The organism is Caballeronia eucalypticola, from assembly GCF_047608185.1.
GTDB lineage: Bacteria > Pseudomonadota > Gammaproteobacteria > Burkholderiales > Burkholderiaceae > Caballeronia.
The window spans coordinates 123,348-141,380 of sequence record NZ_JBLKRU010000019.1 but is presented as its reverse complement, the minus strand read 5'-3'; the positions used below and the strand labels follow the sequence as shown (position 1 = coordinate 141,380).

Here is an 18,033-nt window from a genome sequence, read left to right as displayed (position 1 = left end):
CGAGGGCACGACTTGATTTCTTGTGCTGCAGCCGAAAAGGATTACCGCTAGCAGCCACCCGAATTAACGCGGCCGACTTACTGAGTCTTCGATTTCGAACGAATTGCGTATGCGCCGCATTTACGACCAGTTAAGCCGCTGTCGTGCCGGGCAACAACCTGTCAAACTCCCGTTTGACAACGCCATAGCACTCGCAAACGCGTTCTTCCACGCCAGTTCGATTCAATACCTCGATGTGCCCGTGGCTATAGCGGATAAGCCCCGCCTCTTGTAGCTTGAGCGCTGCTTCGGTTACGCCTGAGCGCCGAACACCGAGCATGTTCGCAATGAGTCCTTGTGTCATTTTGAGTTCGTTGGAAGGCAGTCGGTCAATGCTCAGCAAAAGCCACCGACACAATTGTTGGTCGATGGAATGATGGCGATTGCATACGGCCGTTTGCGCCATCTGCGTGATTAACGCCTGTGTATATCGTAGCAACAGGCGCTGAACCGGTCCGGCTCGACGAAACTCCTCTTTCAGAACATGCGCTCCCAGTCGATACGCTTCCCCGGCGCTTTGCACCACGGCTCTGCTTGGGGTCGTTTCCCCGCCCATAAATAGCGAAATTCCGACCAGTCCCTCGTTGCCAACAATCGCGATTTCCGCTGATGCACCATCCTCAAGAACATAAAGCAACGATACGATTGAGGTGGTCGGAAGATAGACATGCTCGAGTTGATCCCCAGACTCGTACACGACTTTACCAAGCGGCATTTTAACTAGCACTAAATGCGGCAATAGCCGGTCCAACTCAGCCTTTGGCAGCACCGACAAAAGACAATTTTCTCTAGGCTTTTCGCTACTCACCATAGTGGCCTCAAAAGTTAAACTGGAAAGTGCCGGGTTTGGCGGCGATGCCGATAAAACCCTTCGTAAGTTGAAGCAAATCCCCGAATGGCCGCTCGCCTAGCCGGCACACACGACTCCAGCGAAGCGTTCCGTCAACGACCCCTGTCTCTCATCTCCGAAGCTATTGGACCGCGAGCCGTGGCTGCGCCCTGCGATGTTAGCTTGGAAATCGAGCATACACAAACTGGCGCGCGCGGCGCGGAGGGGGTCGTCTCAACTTCGCGGTGACGGAACCAACAGCGTTAGTAGACGTCTCCCTTGCTCCTAGACGGCCAAGCCGACTGGCGTTCGCCCTCATTGCCCTGCTTAAATTCTTTAGCAAGCTCTCTCGCGGCCCGGCTTAGCAGCGTCGTATCCACACCGACGGCTACAAAGGTTGCGTTTAGCTTCAGATAGCGCCGTGCGAACTCCCTATCAGCTGTCAAAATTCCAACCGCTTTTTTTGCGCGAAGAACTGTGGCAATACCCGCTTCAATCGCATCTTGGACCGCAGGCGCGCTTGGATTGCCCAGATAGCCCATGCTCGCCGACAGGTCTGCGGGGCCGAAGAAAACACCGTCCACGCCCTCTACCGCAGCAATCTCCGGCAAAGCCCCCAGTGCCTCTTTCGATTCGACCTGTACCAGCAGGCAAATCTGTGCGTCAGCCTGGGATAGATAGCCGTCGATCTGGTTCCATCGCGAGGAGCGCGCCAGCGCACTGCCTACGCCACGGATGCCGTGAGGGGGATAGCGCGTCGCTTTGACCAGTGCCGCAGCCTGCTCCGCGCTCTCCACCATGGGTATGAGCAAGGTTTGCACGCCCAGATCGAGGTATTGCTTAATCAAAACTGCGTCGCCAATGGGCGGCCGCACCACGCAATGCACCGGATATGCAGCCGCGGCCTGAAGTTGTGGAAGGATGTTGCGCACGTCATTAGGTGCATGCTCAGCATCGAGCAGCAGCCAGTCGAAGCCGGTGGTCGCCAGCAATTCCATTACATACGCATCTGCCAACCCGACCCAAAGCCCGATCTGCGGCTCGCCATCACGTAGCGCGGCTTTAAATAGGTTGCTCGATAGATTCATGATTTACCTCTTCACTCATACAAGCTGGAACGAGATCGACCCGACCGGGCCGTAATCCGCATGAAACACGTCCCCGACCGCGCCTGCAACGGGGCGCGTAAAAGAACCACCCAGCACGATCTCCCCCGCATTCAGGCTTTCGTCCCACTGACCAAGCTTGTTTGCCAGCCAAGCGACGCCGTTCCCGGGATGGTTGAGCACGGCCGCTGCGAGCCCCGATTCTTCGATCACACCATTCTTGAACAGTAGCGCGCCGACCCATCGCAAGTCCGTCGTGTCCGGCTTTACAGGAAGGCCCCCCAGCACGACGCCTGCATTAGCTGCGTTGTCGGCTATCGTGTCGAAGACGCGGCGCATGCGTTGCGTATGCCGATCAAATTGCTCAATGCGTGCGTCGATTATCTCAATGGCGGGAACCACGTATTCGGTTGCTGCAAGCACGTCGAATAGCGTTACACCGGGTCCCTTCAACGGTTTGCTCAAAACGAACGCGAGCTCGACCTCAATACGCGGCGCGATGAAACGCGCAATCGGGATCTCTCCCCCGCTCTCAAAGAACATATCGTCGAGGAGCGTGCCGTAATCGGGTTCGGTGATCTGGCTCGCTTGCTGCATCGCACGCGACGTCAGACCGATCTTGTGCCCTTTTACGGTCCGTCCCTCAGCCAGCTTCAACTTGAGCCATGCGCGCGAAACGTTGTAACCGTCCTCGATTGTCATCTCCGGAAAACGCCTCGAGAAATGTTCTAATTGAATGCGCTCCTTCTCTGCGCAATTCAGCTCAATTGCAAGTTCTGAAATCAGAGTTTGGCTAAACATGAAAGTCGCCTTCTACGAGGTAAAACGAATGGGGGCGCGCGAGGAAAGGGGCAAGGTTAAGTGCCGCCGCCTTTCATCACTCAACGCGCGCTCATAGACCATTCGAGCCACCGAAAGATCGGACATCCCCATACCCATTGCCTTGAACAAGGTGATGCCGTCACCGGGTGACGCCTTCACACCACCGGCAATGATGTTTCCAAGCGACTGCACGCCATCCCAGCTACGCTTGTCAAAGTAATCGATGAACTCTCGCGACGCGCGCTGCGTATTGACAACGTCATCGACAGCGACGACACGTGCCCGCACGAACAGGTCTTCGTGGAACTCCGCATTACCGGGAAGAATCGCGCCCATGGCGTTCACGTGCGCGTCGGCCTTGAGTTGACTCGCCGATAAAAAAGGTTGTGTCGCACGAGTGACGAGCGTGACGATCGATGCACCGTCGGTGGCAGCATCGAGTGTGGCCGCTTCAATCACATCGATTTCGAACTGCATCCGGACTTGCTCAGCAAAGGCGCGTCGCTTGGGTTCCGTCGGACTCCACACCCTGATTCGCGCAAGGGGCCTAACCGCATGAACCGCTGCAATTTGCGCCATAGCCTGCTTTCCCGAGCCAATGATCGCAAAGTCGTTCGCGTGTTCCGGGGCGAGCCAACGCGTACCGACACCCGCGATCGCGGAGGTTCTCAACTGTCCCAGCGCGTTGGCTTCCATGATCGCAAGAAGCCGGCCGTCATCGGTGCTGAAAAGAACGAATACCGCTTTAGCGCCTTGCTTCGTATTGACCCAGTTTTTGTAGCCACAGTAACCAGCATCCGGCAGGGCCGAGCCAAGCGAATGCATCGACCCCCCGTCGCCAAAACTCCCTAGCGCCTTTGGGATGTTAAAAGCACTTGCCTTCGATACGGCCACCAGCCCCGCCTCTAGCGCTTCGATCGTGTCCGCGAGTGACACGTGCCGGATCACGTCCTGCTCGGTGAGCCACAATGCGCTGGCCTTGCTGTCGGCATTGCTCGTATGCACGCTCATCATGCCCCCACTATGCGTGGACCAACATAACCTGTCTGCCCCTTCTCAGATCCGAGCGTCAGAATCGGTCCATCCAAACGTTCCTGCCAGATCAACGATTCCATGCCGATATGCAATGGATGATCTTGGACGGTGAGAATTTGGGCACCCTGTGGTCCGATGTAATGCGCGTGTTCGGACCATGATGGGCCCGACAACAACAGATCGCCCGCGCGCCACTCAATCGTCTCACCATCGACCTTGCTCCAGCCGCTGCCCTGAAAGTGGTAATTAATTGCGACCGACCCATGCCGGTGACCGCGCCCCGCTTGACGCGGAGGCGCACCCTCAGGAGTCGACGATATTGTTGCAAAGAAGCTGTGGGTTGTGCCGTTGCGCCGTCCGGTCGCTGGGTTGTAAAGCAGCATGATGCCGCGCTTTCCATCGCCCGGACGTTGTGTCACATGGTCCGAGACAAGACGCCATGGCCAGTGAAGCGGCCGGTTTTCAATGACTTTAATGTCCGTCAAGAACTCATAGCCGCGCATGCGCGCCCCTGCTTGCGTAAGCAATATGTCCGGCGACGTGCCGCGGTTGTAGCCGCTGTCTCCGGTGGCGACGGATTTTTCGCTGACGCTTGGCGAAGCATCCACAAAATGAATGCCCAGTTTTTCTAGCAACGGCGCATTCGAATAGCTCAGCCAAACCCACAGGGCCTGCCCATTGTTACGATGCCAATATCTCTGCATGGAAGGAATCGTGCATACGTCACGCGGCTCCAAATACGCGGGATCCGCGCCGTTGCCTCCCACATGGACTTCGCCGCTTCCGTAAATGCAAAATTCAATTTGGTTTGAATTACGGCGCACCGGCGCGGTCTGCTCGCCAGGCTTCAGCACATTAATCGTCACGTCGATACCCGGGGCGAATCCAAGCCCGGGCAGCGTGGCGGACGGGTGCACGATGACGGCGGCACGCTGGCTCTCCTCGGTTGCCGAAAGCTCGGCCAGCCGTTGGATTTCGCAATCAATTATTTCCTTTGACACCCGCAACGGCTTCCAAATGTTGAGTCGGTGATCAGCGGGCTTAGGGGCATCGACCAGACGAGGTTGCGTTGATTCCATGACAGTCTCCTTTATCTCAAAAGTTCGGGGGTCGGCGCGGCCATGGGTAGATGTGGACGGCTGCACTTCAAGTCGATCAACCAGCGTTCGCCGTGGCGCGACAAGCTATCCGTACAGGCACGGATACCGACCAGACGCGGACCTGCTTCGTCTGCGCTGCTCGCGGCGTACCCTTCATAGGCAAGCAAGTAAAACCGGGCGACGGCATGGCTTTCGTCGCCTAGATCGAAGCACAGATTGCTGACGAGATGGCAGGTGACGCGTTCGATGGGGCGTTTGGCGAGCGCAGACAGTACTGCGGCGCGTCCCTCCAACCGTTTGCCGGCGCGCTCCCAGATGCCATTTTCCGCAAGCTGTTCGGCGACCTCCGGATCGGCATGAGCATCGAGGGCGGCGAAAAATGCCAGCACGGTGGCCTCACAGTCGCGTTCGATTAACAGGCGTTCCAGGGCATTCACTGATTCGCCTCCTGTTCAAGTTCGACGCTGTTACGCAGGCACCCAACTCCGTTGATGTTCACTTCGAAAACATCGCCCGCCTGCATGAAACGCGGTGGTTTTCGCGATGCACCGACACCCTCGGGTGTGCCCGTTGCGATCATGTCGCCGGGGCGCAGCGTCGTGAACGTGCTTACATAGGCAATGAGTCGGGCTACGGGACAAATCAGTTCCCGGACGCCCGCCTGCTGGACGATCCCGCCGTTGAGCCGGCCCGTCACGACGAGCGTCTCCGGATCCGGGATGGTCTGCGGTGTCACGATCCACGGACCCACGCTCCCCGATCGATCGAAGTTCTTGCCGGGTGTTACCTGTGCGTTGTGCTTTTGATAGTCGCGCGCGGAATTCTCTGCCATGCAGGTGTAGCCGCCGACGTACTCCAACGCCAGGTCCTCGGGAATGTGACGGCCTGCCCTACCGATCACGACCACGAGCTCAGCTTCGTAGTCGAATGAATCAGTGACGCGCGGCCGGACTACCGGCTCGCCGTGACCGACGAATGAGTCGGCGAAGCGCACGAACATCGATGGATACTGCAAGCCTTGCCGGGCCGTCTCTGCTGCGTGTTTCGCGTAGTTCACACCGGCGCAGATTATCTTGGTGGAAGCCAACATCGGCGGTAGCCAATGCATGAATTTAAGGGGAACGGCATCTCCGATGCTTTGCGTTCGAGACTCATCAGTGCCGCACGCAAGCGCGACCGCTTGTCCAAAATCCTCGACGCCGTGCAGCACCCGCAGCGAGTGATCTCCGACCACTGTCCACACATCGGCGTCGTTAACTTTGCAACGGGCGATCCTCATAACGCGTCTCCTTTCTTTTACGGCCGGCATGCGGCTTCCGTTGATTCCAATCGTAAAAGGCCCGCTGCTATTCGTCCAATGAAGATCGTTGATTCACGACATGCATGGGATTAATATAGGGTCGTCGTCTGCCAAACGAGTCGTGCCAAGGAGCTTAAGTGGACCTGCATCGCATCGACCTCAACTTGCTTAAGGTCTTCGAGTGCGTCTATCGGCTGCGCAGCCTTACCGAGGCTGCGCGCGAAATCAGTCTTACGCAACCTGCCGTGAGCCATGCATTGAACCGGTTGCGCGAAACACTTGGCGACCGCTTGTTCATCAGGACATCTATAGGTCTTGAGCCGACGTCCCGAGCCGATGAACTGGCGGGGCCCATCAAGGCGGCGCTGCACATGCTGGACGACGCACTGATGGCGGACGGCGGCTTCGAGCCGCTCGAATGCAAGCGCGAATTCAAGCTGTTGCTCTCGGACGTGGGTGAACTTATCTTCGTACCGCGGCTATCACGTCACCTTCTACAGCATGCACCGCAGGCGCGTATCGAGGTCATCCAGGCGTCGCGTATGCGCTATGCCAGCATGCTCCGAGATCGCGAAGCGGACTTCGCGGTCGGGAGTCTGCCAAAGCTCAGCGAAAGTCTGAAGCAACGCAGGCTCTTTGAGGACCGCTGGGTCGCCATGCGACGTATCGCATCGGCGAGCGGGGTCAAGACCGACAAGCCAGAACTCACGCTGCAAGCGTATGCGAGTGCCCTGCACGTTGTCACGGATCCGCCGGGAACGATGGCGCATCCCGTCGATGCAGCGCTCGACAAACTTCAGCTCGCGCGCACTGTGGCCGTTCGCATGCCGCACTTCTTTGCGCTCCCCAGCGTGATCCGGGAGACCGACCTGCTTGCCACGGTGCCGCGGTCGATGGCGCTCAGCCTGCGACAGTCAGAAAAGTTTGATATCGTCGACGTGCCCTTCGATGTACCGCTGCTGGATGTGCGTATGTACTGGCATCCACGACAAGATTCCGACCCGGCAATGCGTTGGTTTCGCGACCTATTTGTGTCGCTGTTCGCGGTCGATTGATTACACGGCGGCGCCTCGCGTGCCGTATTGGGGTGAGCCGATGCAGAGAATGCCAATTGCGCCGGCAGCGCACGCGATAGTGCCTGCGCACAGTACGACTGTGTAGTTGCCAAAGTGATCAAAAGCAGCGCCGTAGAGAATGGGGCCGGCTAGACCGCCGAGCGAAAACAGCGAAACCAGTAGTCCGTAGACCACGCCGAACGCTCTCAATCCAAAATAGCGCCGTACCAGGTAAGGCATCAGATCGCCCTCCCCGCCGACCAGCATGCCGGTCAACGCGGCACCCAGTCCGAGCACCGCGTATGGCGTGGATGCGCCGGCCGTCGCCAGTAGCGCGATGCCGATGCCTCCGATGAAGAAGATCAGCGCGGCCACATAGCGTGCGTTCATGGCGTCGAGTAGAACGCCTGCTATCAGACGGCCAGACATAACCCCCAGCGCGGCGAACGTGGCGCCCGCCGCGGCCATGGGGCGAGAAACGCCGTGATCGTGCAGCAGTGCGGGGATGTGAACCATGTTGCCGATGCCCACCGCCGAGACAAGCGCGAGACTGACGCCCAATATCCAGAAGCGGGCGCTATTCAACGACGAGCGGGCCGAGTCGCCCGGAAGCTCGGTGCTTTCCAGCGCCTTGAGCCGTTCGAAGCCGGCTCGATCAGACGGTGCTTCCGTCGCCGATGCGCCGTAGACCAGATATAGGGCTGTCAAGCCTAAGAACAGCGCGATCCCACTAAGCGACAGATACGCCATTTGCCATCCGAAACGGCCGATCATGGCAATGGTGAATACGGGGGATATTGTAGAACCCAGCCCTAGCCCAACCGATGCTACACCAAGCGCTAGCCCCAGTCGCCGGTTAAAAGTTCGAGCGAGAATGGGAAGATAGCCGACCGGCGACGTGGCCACGCCCAACAGACCTAGCATGAACACCTTCACCGAGAGTGAGACAACGGTCAGCGGACCGAGAGCTAAAGAAGACAGCGCGAGCGCGAATAGCACAACCGACAAGCCAACGACCGCGCGTACCCCGAACCGGTCCATCAGGTTACCGGCGAGCGGCGACCCGACAGCGATGCCAAGCAAGGACAGCCCCATCACCGCCGATGTCGTGCCACGTCCGACGCCCAGCGCGCCCGCCACGGGTAAAAGGAATACGCCCGTAGTGCTGGCGAACAGAGCGGTATAGCCACCGCACAAGCCGAGCGCGGTGGCGCCCACGAGGGTGGCGCTTTGCCCGCGGGACAGGCTGCGCGCAGAGGCTATGAACGGAGGACCGGCTGCGTCCGTGGCTGGGAAAGTGTCATTCACATGCGTCTCCAATTTATCAGTCTGGTCTCTTTTTAAAGCGTGCGCCGCCTGCGAACTAACGGCCGTGCATCGCTAGTACTAACAATAAAGGGCTGCCTGACATAAATGAAATGAACATCCTTCATTCGCAAGATGAATGACATTCATTAAGGGACCAGTGTTAGATTTTTAGTGCCATGCGAGGTCATATGAGAAATAGGAGAAAATACCAACCATCACGGGACCGACTGTCCGCCGTCGGCCGGAAGGGCAATGCCTGTGGTGAACGTTGCGTCTGCCAACAAATAAACTATGCCGCGGGCGATCTCAATTGGCTCACAGATGCGCTTCATTGGCGCCAAGCCCGCCATAAACTCACGCTGCTCCGGTGTCCAGCTCGCCGACATCTCGGTTGCCGTTGCACCCGGCGCAATCGCATTGATGCGGATGTTCTTCGTCGCATACTCAAGCGCTACGCTCTTTGTCAATCCGATCAAAGCCCATTTGCTCGCAACATAGGACGATAAACCTGGCACACCCACCAGGCCGCCCACGCTGGCAGTGTTCACGATGGCGCCGCCTCCACTTTGTAACAAGACGGGTATCTCCACTTGCATCGCGAGGAAAACGCCGCGTAGGTTAGTCTCCATCACGTGATCGAAATCTTCGACAGCAACGTCCATGAATGCACCGCGGCCCGACGCGCCTGCGTTATTCACTGCATAGTCCAGGCGACCGTACTGATCGAGCGCCGCGTTTACCATGCGTTTGAGATCGTCTGTTTTGGTGGTGTCGGTGACAACTGCATGCGCAGTACCGCCCGCCATCCGAATGTCGGCGACGACCGCTTCCAGGCGATCGAGCCGCCGCGCTGCAAGCACTACGCTGGCGCCCAATCGAGCCAATTCGCGGGCGGTCGCCTCGCCGATGCCACTGCTAGCGCCTGTTATAACGGCCACTTTCCCTGCGAGCCGTGGCACCCGATCATTCGAAAGTACCGGAGTGTTCGTTGTTCCATTTGTCATGGTTGTGCCTTTATAGATAAGAGTTGAGTTAAATCGATGCAGCGCCGTTTGCTACCAGCACTTGGCCGGATAGCCAACGTGCATCGTCGCTGGCGAGCAATCCGCCACACCGGCCGTATCCCGGGCGGTGCCGAGTCGACCGAAAGGGCTGGCCGCCGCAAGTGCGGCTTTGGCGTCAGGCGACCAGTGATCGAAAAACCCGGCGTCGGTCGGGCCCTCTGCCATTGACCGTGATCCCGCGGGGCGCGAGTTCGGCGGCCTTAATAGGCAATAGCACAATCGAAGGTGCCTTGCTAGCCGCGTAAGCGCTAAACCCAGCCGCCGGATGCATGGTGGTCGGAGAGCCAATAATAATGACGCGACCCCCAGCGCGAACGCATTGGGCAACCTCGCGTAGGAAAAAAAATGTAGCAGGAGTGTTGCTGTCGAATGCGCGGTTAAACGCCTCGTCTGATACCTCAGCTAGCGGCAGTCGGGGGCTATCGGACGGGTAACTTTTCCCACCGTAACCATCGAAGATGTTGGTTCACGAGATAGAGAATTGCGATCTGACATCGCTGCATCGTCGGCTTCTGCCCGCTTGGACCGGTCGCTTTGGCTTTTTCGGCGCCCGATGCTCTGCTGGACGCACGCGACGATCGCCTCGACCCTTTCGGCGGTGACCTGCTTGGCGTCCGCCGGCCTTGCAAATTTGCAGGTCAAATTGCAGATTTTCGAATTGACGATCAGGAACTGCTTGCACGAGACTTCTAGCAATTCCATGCCGTGACTGAACGGCCCCGTGAGTGGGCGCCAAACCCCGCGACGCTCTGAGAGGTGTTGGAAGATCAATTGAGAAATCGCTTTAGGGCTACCTACCGCAAACCCGAGCTGACTACTATCAAATAACATGCTTTTTCCGACTTTGAACGGTGCATTGCTTGGCCTTGCCTGTCCTCTATGGCTTTAGTCGCGGCGATCAGCATGTGTTACGCGCGCAATCCGCTTGGGGCGTGGCGTTTGATAGATGACCGTTATCACTACGCTTCCGAAGACAGATGTGACCCATTAACTTACCGATACTGCAATGAAAAGAGCGCGGCTCCTGAATACACGTGCCCCAGATCTTTTATCTGCACAGAATCGCTCTTTGATATGCAAGGCCGGCGGGTCCGCGCGATAAGCCAATAATTTACTCTGAAGAGGATTCAAGAGATGAATTTCGTTGAAGCCCTCGGGCAGCACATGGACGAGATCGCCAGCGCGTGTATTGCTTGCGGCAAGTGTTTCACCGCTTGTCCTATGACCAACGCGATCGGCATAGACTCAGCCGAGCCGGCTGGCGTGCTCCGCGGGATGATAGATATCTTACGAGGGGGCGAGGGAACGGAAGAGGCCGTGCGTTGGGGTGCTGCATGCTCAAGCAGCGGAATTTGCGCCGAAGCATGCGAATATGGAGTCGATCCGCGCATGCTGGTTCGATTGGCAAACTACGCTCGCATCCAGAAGCAGAATGGCCCGGCTGTGAAGGCGAACGCCATAAAATCGTTTCGGTCGATGGCCAAAACAGTTCGCGTCGTCTCGCGACTTCAGTTGCCCAAGCATGAAATTGAGCGTTTGCAGCCGGAGGTCGGTGCTCATGCTATCTCAACAAGGCCAGACGTCGCTCTCTATACCGGCTGCAACATTCACAAAACTCCGCACATTTTAGTTTTGTGTCTCGATGTGCTAGAGCGTATTGGCGCTACCTACCAGGTCATCGGCGGGACGTCCGCATGTTGCGGGATCAATCAGTTCCGCGCTGGCGATGGTGAAACCTCAGGCAGAGCGGGTCTCAGTACGCTCTCTCAGATTCACGCGATTGAAGCAAAGACAAAAGTGTCCTGGTGTCCGAGTTGCCAATCGCAGTTCAACGAAATCATCATTCCGAACTACGAGAAGATTACGCAGGATCACTCATTTAGTTTGCAGCCGTTCTATGAATTCCTTGATGAGAGGCTTGAGTTACTGCGCCCTCTTTTTCGCAACAACGTAAACAAGAGGGTTGCTCTCAACGAGCGTCCTGGTCTGCCCGGTGTGACTCGAGCGGTAAGGAATATTCTCGCAGCCATTCCGGGTGTTGAGTTGATTGAACTCGATGTGCCGCGAGTTGGGTTGATGTCTAATTACTTGACGGTAACGCCTCGGTTCAAAGATGAGCTGCGCGAGAAAGAATTTCGGGCTGCGGCAGACGCCGGCGTAACGACATTGGCGACCGTGTTCCACGCTTGCCACCGCGAACTTTGCCACTTCGAAAAAGACGTCTCATTCGAGATCGTCAACGTTATGGAAATCATCGGCGAGAGCATGGGGCTTTACGCGGACGATATCTACAAGAGAATCAAGATGATGGATGGAATTGAACGCATGATCGATGAATGCCGCGATCTTATCGCAGAACACAATCTCGACCCCGATGAGGCCCGCGACATTCTCCTCGCAGATCAACTCGCTGCCAAGCCGCTCCAAGGCGAATTTATGGAGCGTTCCTGATCATGCCGACCTTGACTTTTGTTTCGTCGACTGGGGAGCGTCGTGAATTTGCAATCCAGGCGCCAGCATCCGCAATGCATGTGGCACGGCTTAACGGTGTGAGGGGCATCGAGGCAGAGTGCGGCGGAGCGCTCTCATGTGGAACGTGCCATGTCTATGTCGACGACGCGGACGTGTCCAAGCTTCCGGTGGCTTCAGAGCAGGAGAACGACATGCTGGAACTCGTCGCGGCGGATCGCAAACCCACGAGCAGGCTTTGCTGCCAGATCCATCTGTCGGATCAGACGGATTGTCTGGTTCTCCATATCCCCGCGATCCAGTTCTAGTCGTAAGCCAGAGCGAGGGGAAACATGCAGATGGAAAAAATACTTGTTGTCGGAGCCGGTCACGCTGGATGCCAGTTGGCATTCGCTCTTCGCGAGAGCGGCCATCAGGGCGATGTCACTCTCGTAAACGGAGAAGACGCCGCCCCATACCATCGACCGCCGCTGTCGAAGGGATTTCTCAAGACCGGCCGACACGACGAGATTTTGCTCCGTGGAGACAGCGCTTTTGCAGACAACAAGATCCGACTCCTCCCTGAGGTGGTCCGAGAAATCGATCGGGCACGCCAGCACGTATTAACGGAGTCTGGTCGGGCGCTGCCGTATGACCACCTTGTACTGGCCACGGGGACACTGAATCGGCGCCTTGATGTTCCTGGTGGCGATGAGGGCGTGCTCTACCTTAAGAATCTCGACGACGCACTGGCGCTAAGGGATAGGTTAGCGGGGGCGCAACGAGTGGTGGTCATCGGTGCCGGCTTCATCGGTCTTGAGTTTGCAGCGTTTGCGTCAGGCCATAAGAAGTTGGTACACGTCATCGATATTGCCTCTACGTTGATGGCTCGCACCGCTTCCGAGGAAATTTCTGCTTATTTTCAACGCCGTCACGAGGAGTCGGGTGTTTGCTTTCGCCTTGGTGCGAAGATCGCGGGCCTCGCCCGGCAAGGCTATGAAATAACAGGCGTCTTGCTTGATGACGGAGAACTGATTGACGCGGATCTCGTCGTGGTGGGCGTGGGCGTTACACCGAATACCGGATTAGCTGAAGCAGCGGGGCTACCGGTGGACAACGGCGTGGTCGTTGATACTTTTCTGTTGACAGCTGATTCTTATATTTCAGCGATTGGTGACTGCGCGCGCTTTCCGACACCCTACGCCCTGACCCCTATTCGGCTAGAGAGTGTTCAAAATGCCAACGACCAGGCGCGAAGTGTAGCAAAGCGGCTGACCGGAAACGCACTTCCCTACTCCGCTTTACCTTGGTTCTGGAGCGACCAGGGGGCCGACAAACTTCAAATTGCAGGCCTCCCCGGTGCCGCCGATCAGCGCATCGTGCGTGGACATCCCACGCAGAACAAATTCTCGGTCTTCAGTCTTCGAGGCGAACAGCTTTTTGCGGTGGAATCGGTGAATCGGTCCGCCGACCACATGATCGCACGACGCCTGATCAGTGCCCAAACCAAGGTCTCTACGGCCCTGATAGCAGATGGCACCATAGATATCAAAACTTTGCTTAACTGAATGTAGCAAGGAGATCAATGTCTCAGTTCCGAACGGGCAAAACTGAAAGATCTCCTTCAAAGGCTGGCAGCATAAAAGCTCACGTGTGTTCTCCATTACTTTAGCGACTATTTCAGCCTCCCTGCCAGAGGTTCTTGCCGAAAACTCAATTGATCCATTGGACGAACTTAACTGTTCGCCTTAAGTCGACAAACAGGAGCGTTGATGAGAGTGGGAATTATAGGATGCGGTGCAATCGGCCAATTACTATGCGAGCTGCTTCCGAAACATCTACCGAACGTTACTATCGTCGCGGTGGTCGAACGAGAAGCGCGCCACGCCGGTCTTCGAGCTGAACTTGATCCGTCTATCCACTTGGTAAGTTCTATATCGACGTTGCTTGATTTGGGTCTCGACTTGGTCATCGAATGTGCTGGCCATGCAGCACTCCGAGCAGCGGGGCCTACAGTGCTTGAAAACGGAATCGACCTGCTCGTGGTGTCGGTCGGCGCTCTCGCAGACCCTGATATTGAAGCCGCACTACGTCGTGCAGCTGACGCAGGCGCAGGAAAGATTCGCATTCCGGCCGGCGCCTTGGGAGGTCTTGATGTGCTAGGCGCTGCGAAGCACGCTGGCTTGGACCGAGTGACTTACACTTCAAATAAATCTCTTCATGCCTGGAGGGGGACGCCAGCCGAAAATATGATCAACCTTGAACAGATCAAAATAGCAACCACGTTTTTTATTGGGAACGCTCGCGAGGCTGCGCAGCTATTTCCGCAGAATGCGAATGTCGCGGCGGCCGTTGCCTTGGGTGGGGTAGGTTTTGAAAAGACTGAGGTTCGTCTTGCCGCGGATCCTCACGCAACGGAAAATACGCATCGGATTGAAGCAGTCGGACCGTTTGGGGAGATCAATATTCGCATTGCTGGAAAACCTCTTCTGGCCAATGCGAAGACATCAATGTTGGCTCCGTACAGCGTCATTCGGAGTCTCGCGAATATGAGCCAGGCGATTGCGATAGCCTAGGAAGCTGCTCCGAAATTAGCTGACGAAGGATATTAACTGGTGCCAGTAAATCAGTGGGCATGCGAGCGACAGGACGGCCGCATGAATATGCGGCATATCGTTGTTGGCGAATTTCCGGGGCCCCTGAAGTAATGAAGCCAAGCAATCGAGCGCTTGACCACTCGACGCGCTGCGCCCAGCCCATTGCCATCTGGCGAGACCGTAATAGCGAGAAATGTCATGGCGCCTGTTTGCGCAATCGCAGCGACCAGCACATGGACTTGTGTAACTTCGCGACGGTTCGCACCGGTACGCAAACTTCACACCGAAACGACATCTGCTACGTGCTCCTCTTAATTGCAAACATCTCGTGGCTCGTTCCCCGCATGCCGTCAATTTACAAATGTCACCCGAACTCCGTCGAATGTCTTCTGAGTTACCGTGCCTCATTATCAACATCAACGAAGTCCGGCGGGTTGACAGTGCCGCTTCAACCTATCGCTAAGAGACCAGAAATACCCCTCGCATAGAAACCTGCAGTCGCCAAAGCCCACGCAAACATCTACTCAGCCTGCTGTGCTGCCGCATTCAATAAGAATCGCTTCGAGCAATCGAGGGAAAGAGTTGAATCCCGTCTCCCTGTTCAGATGGCCGCCGGCTGGGACAATCTCGATAGGTATTTCCAGGCGCAGGGCTACCTCCTGCGACCGCGCGAGCGGAACATACGGATCATCGTCACCCGCCCAGCATCGGCCCGCTTTGCCTCTTCGATCGCGGATGTCGGCCCAATCGAACGATTCTGCAAAGAACGAATGATTGATAGTGTCGTAGTCGGGAAGACCTAGCGCGCCGATGAATGGCGAGGCCAGAAACAAGCCGTGAAACGGCTCTATTGACCGTTCAACCAATCGCAGTGCGAACGCAGCTCCCAAGCTATGTCCAACGAGGATAGTGGGAGCCAACGACAACGGTCCAACCGCACGATCATAGACATCGAACCAGGCCCCCAGAGACTGACCTTCCGGAGTGGGAAACTGAGGTCGAAGTACATCGATACCTTCTTCGTTCAGTGCGTCGTGGAGCCACGGAAACCAGTTCGTATCCGGCCCCCCGTGCGCGCCGTGAAGCACAATCACCCTCAATTTCGTTCGTTCGCTTCCCATTTCAAATTTTCCGATATTTTAATCGCAAAGGAACTTCATTCGCCTTCAAGTGACAGAATCCCGAGCACTTGCAGACCTTTTTTTCACCATAGTCATCCTGCCCACAAAGCGGGACTCGAGGAAACTTACATCTTCTCCACGTTCAGCACATTTAACTGCTTGTTCTTGAATCCATACACCGAGATGGACCCTTGTTTAAGATCGCCCTTCGAATCAAAAGCAATCTGTCCGGTCACGCCCTGATATTCCGTATTCTTTATCACGGCGAGAATGTTTGCAGGATTCGTTGATTTAGCCCGCTTCATCGCGTCGACTATGATGTAGACCGCGTCATAAGCGTACGGCGCGTACAGATCGATGGGATGATTGAAGCGCTTCTGGTAGCTCTGCGAAAAGCGTTCTCCCTGGGACATTCTCTCGAGCGGAACGCCGGGCTCGGTGCAGTACACGTCTTCAACTGCTGCACCTGCAAGCAAAGCCATGGTTGAGGTACAGAGCCCATCTCCTCCCAGAACTTTCGCTTTCAGCCCAAGTTGTTGCGCTTGCTTCGCAAAAAGTCCGCCTGTTGCATCCATTCCGCCATACATAATGGCATCGGGACCTTCACTCTTGATCTTAGTGAGCACAGCCCGGAAATCGACCGCTTTGTCGTTCGTCGCTTCGTGGGAAATCACGGTAACGCCCAAAGCCTTTGCGGTCTTTTCAAACTCATTGGCTAGTCCCTGGCCATACGCAGTGGAATCGTCAACCACCGCGACTTTTTTGACTTTCAGATCATTCGCAGCGAATTTGGCGAGCGCTGGGCCTTGCTGTGCGTCGGTTCCGACCAGCCTGAACGTCGTTCTAAACCCCTGCGATGTGTAGGCTGGGTTGGTCGCGGACGGACTAATCTCAACAATGTTGGCGTCGCTGTAAATCTTGGAGGCAGCGATAGAGGTTCCCGAGTTCAGGTGCCCGACAACGCCCACGATTCCTTCATCAACCAGCTTCTGTGCGACCTGTGTCGCGGCTCGAGGATCGCCAGCATCGTCCTGCGAGTCCAGTTTCAGGATGATTTTTTTGCCACCCACCACAAGACCTTTCGAATTAATTTCCTCAATCGCGAGCAGCGCGCCGTTCTCAGTATCTTTGCCGTGCTGAGCCATTCCTCCGGTGAGCGGTGCGGCGTGTCCAATCAAAACTATCTGATCAGCGTACGCGAAGGTGACATAGGCCGGCAATGAAAAGCCGACAAGGATCGCGAGATTTTTGGTGATAGCTGACATTATTTGCCTGAAGTAGTGTGACGCCCTCGCCCCAGGGACGAGACGCGATTGCAGATGAAGTACGAAACTGGCAGAGGCGACTACGATTTCACGGCGATCGTGCACGCAGACCTCAAGTGCCGACGATGAGGAGATACATGACGTTTTATTTGGCACTGCGGCGCAGACCGGGTACGTCAGTGGGCTGTCCAGCCCCCGTCAACGAATAAAGTCGACCCTGTGCAGAACGACGCCGCGTCGCTCGCCAGAAACACCATCGCAGCGGCTATTTCATCGGGCGATCCGAGGCGGCCGAGAAGTTGACGATTCCGAAGTCCCGCTAGCAAGGATCCTGGATCCGAGCTGTTTGCCAGCATTTCTTCGTAATACGGCGAATCGACCGTGCCAACGCCCAGGCAATTCACGCGGATGTTCTGCTTCACGTGGTCGATTGCCATCGCCCGGGTTAGAGCGGCCACTGCGCCTTTCGATGCCACGTACGCCGCGCGGTTGGCGATGCCGACGACCGAGACTGCGGAGGCAGTGTTCACAATACTTCCGCCGCCATGCGCGATCATGTATGGTAGAGCGTGCTTGCAGGATAGGAAGACGCCTTTAACATTAACCGCCATCAGATCCTCCCAGTCCGCTTCGCTTGTTTCCAGAATCGTCGCCGCTATTCCGTAACCAGCATTGTTCACCAAGATGTCGATTCGATCCCAGGCGCGGACCGTAAACGCCATTAATCCTTCTACGTCCTCAGCCTTTGAGACGTCTACTTTATAGGCTTTAGCAACGCCTCCAATCGCCTGAATTTCTGCGACTACGGCGTCAGCACGGGTGCCATCCTTGTCAGCCACGACAACTTTTGCACCTTCCCTTGCAAATTTGATCGCAGTGGCGCGGCCAATGCCCGATCCCGATCCGGTTACTACGGCAATCTTTTTTTGGAGCTGCATGGTTCT

20 protein-coding genes are annotated in these 18,033 nt (G+C 56.6%); 6 read left to right on the top strand and 14 right to left on the bottom strand.

Annotation, left to right across the window (positions count from 1 at the left end; translation table 11 throughout):
* Positions 1–130: 130 nt before the first annotated feature.
* The 7 genes from ACMX25_RS22195 to ACMX25_RS22165 form a co-directional block, all read right to left on the bottom strand.
* Positions 131–850 (bottom strand): Crp/Fnr family transcriptional regulator, encoded by a 720-nt coding sequence (locus ACMX25_RS22195; RefSeq protein WP_414952219.1) that lies wholly within the window; start codon positions 848–850, stop codon positions 131–133.
* 281 nt (positions 851–1,131) lie between these two features.
* The gene (gene hpaI / locus ACMX25_RS22190) at positions 1,132–1,956 is read right to left on the bottom strand and encodes a 4-hydroxy-2-oxoheptanedioate aldolase (RefSeq protein ID WP_414952218.1); all 825 of its coding nucleotides are present in this window, start codon (positions 1,954–1,956) and stop codon (positions 1,132–1,134) included.
* Positions 1,957–1,971: 15 nt separating this feature from the next.
* A complete protein-coding gene (gene hpaH, locus ACMX25_RS22185) occupies positions 1,972–2,775 on the bottom strand; it encodes a 2-oxo-hept-4-ene-1,7-dioate hydratase (RefSeq protein ID WP_414952217.1) in 804 nt (267 codons plus the stop codon).
* A gap of 12 nt (positions 2,776–2,787) precedes the next feature.
* Positions 2,788–3,810, bottom strand: coding sequence for an ornithine cyclodeaminase family protein (locus ACMX25_RS22180; protein WP_414952216.1), 1,023 nt, complete (start codon positions 3,808–3,810; stop codon positions 2,788–2,790).
* Complete coding sequence (locus tag ACMX25_RS22175) at positions 3,807–4,910, bottom strand: cupin domain-containing protein (protein ID WP_414952215.1); 1,104 nt, start codon at positions 4,908–4,910, stop codon at positions 3,807–3,809. Before ACMX25_RS22175 ends, ACMX25_RS22180 begins: the two co-directional genes overlap by 4 nt.
* Before the next feature lie 11 nt (positions 4,911–4,921).
* Positions 4,922–5,368 (bottom strand): nuclear transport factor 2 family protein, encoded by a 447-nt coding sequence (locus tag ACMX25_RS22170; protein ID WP_414952214.1) that lies wholly within the window; start codon positions 5,366–5,368, stop codon positions 4,922–4,924.
* Positions 5,365–6,021, bottom strand: a complete 657-nt coding sequence (locus ACMX25_RS22165) for a fumarylacetoacetate hydrolase family protein (protein WP_414952213.1) — start codon at positions 6,019–6,021, stop codon at positions 5,365–5,367. Before ACMX25_RS22165 ends, ACMX25_RS22170 begins: the two co-directional genes overlap by 4 nt.
* A 12-nt stretch (positions 6,022–6,033) precedes the next feature.
* Between ACMX25_RS22165 and ACMX25_RS22160 the strand changes: the two genes are divergently transcribed.
* Both ACMX25_RS22160 and ACMX25_RS22155 read left to right on the top strand, forming a co-directional pair.
* Positions 6,034–6,324 carry a hypothetical protein gene (locus ACMX25_RS22160; protein ID WP_414952212.1) on the top strand — a complete coding sequence of 97 codons (291 nt, stop codon included), beginning with the start codon at positions 6,034–6,036 and terminating at the stop codon, positions 6,322–6,324.
* Positions 6,325–6,368: 44 nt separating this feature from the next.
* On the top strand, positions 6,369–7,286 hold the full coding sequence (locus ACMX25_RS22155) for a LysR family transcriptional regulator (RefSeq protein WP_414952211.1): 918 nt from the start codon (positions 6,369–6,371) through the stop codon (positions 7,284–7,286).
* On the opposite strand, the gene ACMX25_RS22150 is transcribed toward ACMX25_RS22155, so the two are convergent.
* The 4 genes from ACMX25_RS22150 to ACMX25_RS22135 all read right to left on the bottom strand — a co-directional run bounded on the left by ACMX25_RS22150 (position 7,287) and on the right by ACMX25_RS22135 (position 10,489).
* Complete coding sequence (locus ACMX25_RS22150; RefSeq protein ID WP_414952210.1) at positions 7,287–8,594, bottom strand: MFS transporter; 1,308 nt, start codon at positions 8,592–8,594, stop codon at positions 7,287–7,289.
* Between the two features lie 215 nt (positions 8,595–8,809).
* Complete coding sequence (locus ACMX25_RS22145; protein WP_414952209.1) at positions 8,810–9,598, bottom strand: SDR family NAD(P)-dependent oxidoreductase; 789 nt, start codon at positions 9,596–9,598, stop codon at positions 8,810–8,812.
* A gap of 175 nt (positions 9,599–9,773) precedes the next feature.
* Positions 9,774–10,070 (bottom strand): SDR family NAD(P)-dependent oxidoreductase, encoded by a 297-nt coding sequence (locus ACMX25_RS22140; RefSeq protein ID WP_414952232.1) that lies wholly within the window; start codon positions 10,068–10,070, stop codon positions 9,774–9,776.
* Positions 10,061–10,489, bottom strand: a complete 429-nt coding sequence (locus ACMX25_RS22135; protein WP_414952208.1) for a hypothetical protein — start codon at positions 10,487–10,489, stop codon at positions 10,061–10,063. The genes ACMX25_RS22140 and ACMX25_RS22135 overlap by 10 nt, the downstream gene beginning before the upstream one ends.
* 303 nt (positions 10,490–10,792) lie before the next feature.
* Between ACMX25_RS22135 and ACMX25_RS22130 the strand changes: the two genes are divergently transcribed.
* The 4 genes from ACMX25_RS22130 to ACMX25_RS22115 all read left to right on the top strand — a co-directional run bounded on the left by ACMX25_RS22130 (position 10,793) and on the right by ACMX25_RS22115 (position 14,682).
* Entirely contained in the window at positions 10,793–12,109 is a 1,317-nt protein-coding gene (locus ACMX25_RS22130; RefSeq protein ID WP_414952207.1) for a (Fe-S)-binding protein, read from the top strand.
* Positions 12,110–12,111: 2 nt separating this feature from the next.
* The gene (locus tag ACMX25_RS22125; protein ID WP_414952206.1) at positions 12,112–12,435 is read left to right on the top strand and encodes a 2Fe-2S iron-sulfur cluster-binding protein; all 324 of its coding nucleotides are present in this window, start codon (positions 12,112–12,114) and stop codon (positions 12,433–12,435) included.
* A gap of 30 nt (positions 12,436–12,465) precedes the next feature.
* On the top strand, positions 12,466–13,674 hold the full coding sequence (locus tag ACMX25_RS22120; RefSeq protein ID WP_414952205.1) for an NAD(P)/FAD-dependent oxidoreductase: 1,209 nt from the start codon (positions 12,466–12,468) through the stop codon (positions 13,672–13,674).
* 204 nt (positions 13,675–13,878) lie between these two features.
* Complete coding sequence (locus ACMX25_RS22115) at positions 13,879–14,682, top strand: aspartate dehydrogenase (protein ID WP_414952204.1); 804 nt, start codon at positions 13,879–13,881, stop codon at positions 14,680–14,682.
* 545 nt (positions 14,683–15,227) lie between these two features.
* Here ACMX25_RS22115 and ACMX25_RS22110 read toward each other — a convergent pair.
* From ACMX25_RS22110 to ACMX25_RS22100, 3 genes are all read right to left on the bottom strand, one after another.
* Positions 15,228–15,824 (bottom strand): RBBP9/YdeN family alpha/beta hydrolase, encoded by a 597-nt coding sequence (locus ACMX25_RS22110; RefSeq protein WP_414952203.1) that lies wholly within the window; start codon positions 15,822–15,824, stop codon positions 15,228–15,230.
* Positions 15,825–15,949: 125 nt separating this feature from the next.
* Complete coding sequence (locus ACMX25_RS22105; RefSeq protein ID WP_414952202.1) at positions 15,950–17,089, bottom strand: branched-chain amino acid ABC transporter substrate-binding protein; 1,140 nt, start codon at positions 17,087–17,089, stop codon at positions 15,950–15,952.
* 176 nt (positions 17,090–17,265) lie between these two features.
* The gene (locus ACMX25_RS22100) at positions 17,266–18,027 is read right to left on the bottom strand and encodes an SDR family oxidoreductase (RefSeq protein WP_414952201.1); all 762 of its coding nucleotides are present in this window, start codon (positions 18,025–18,027) and stop codon (positions 17,266–17,268) included.
* Between the last annotated feature and the right edge of the window lie 6 nt (positions 18,028–18,033).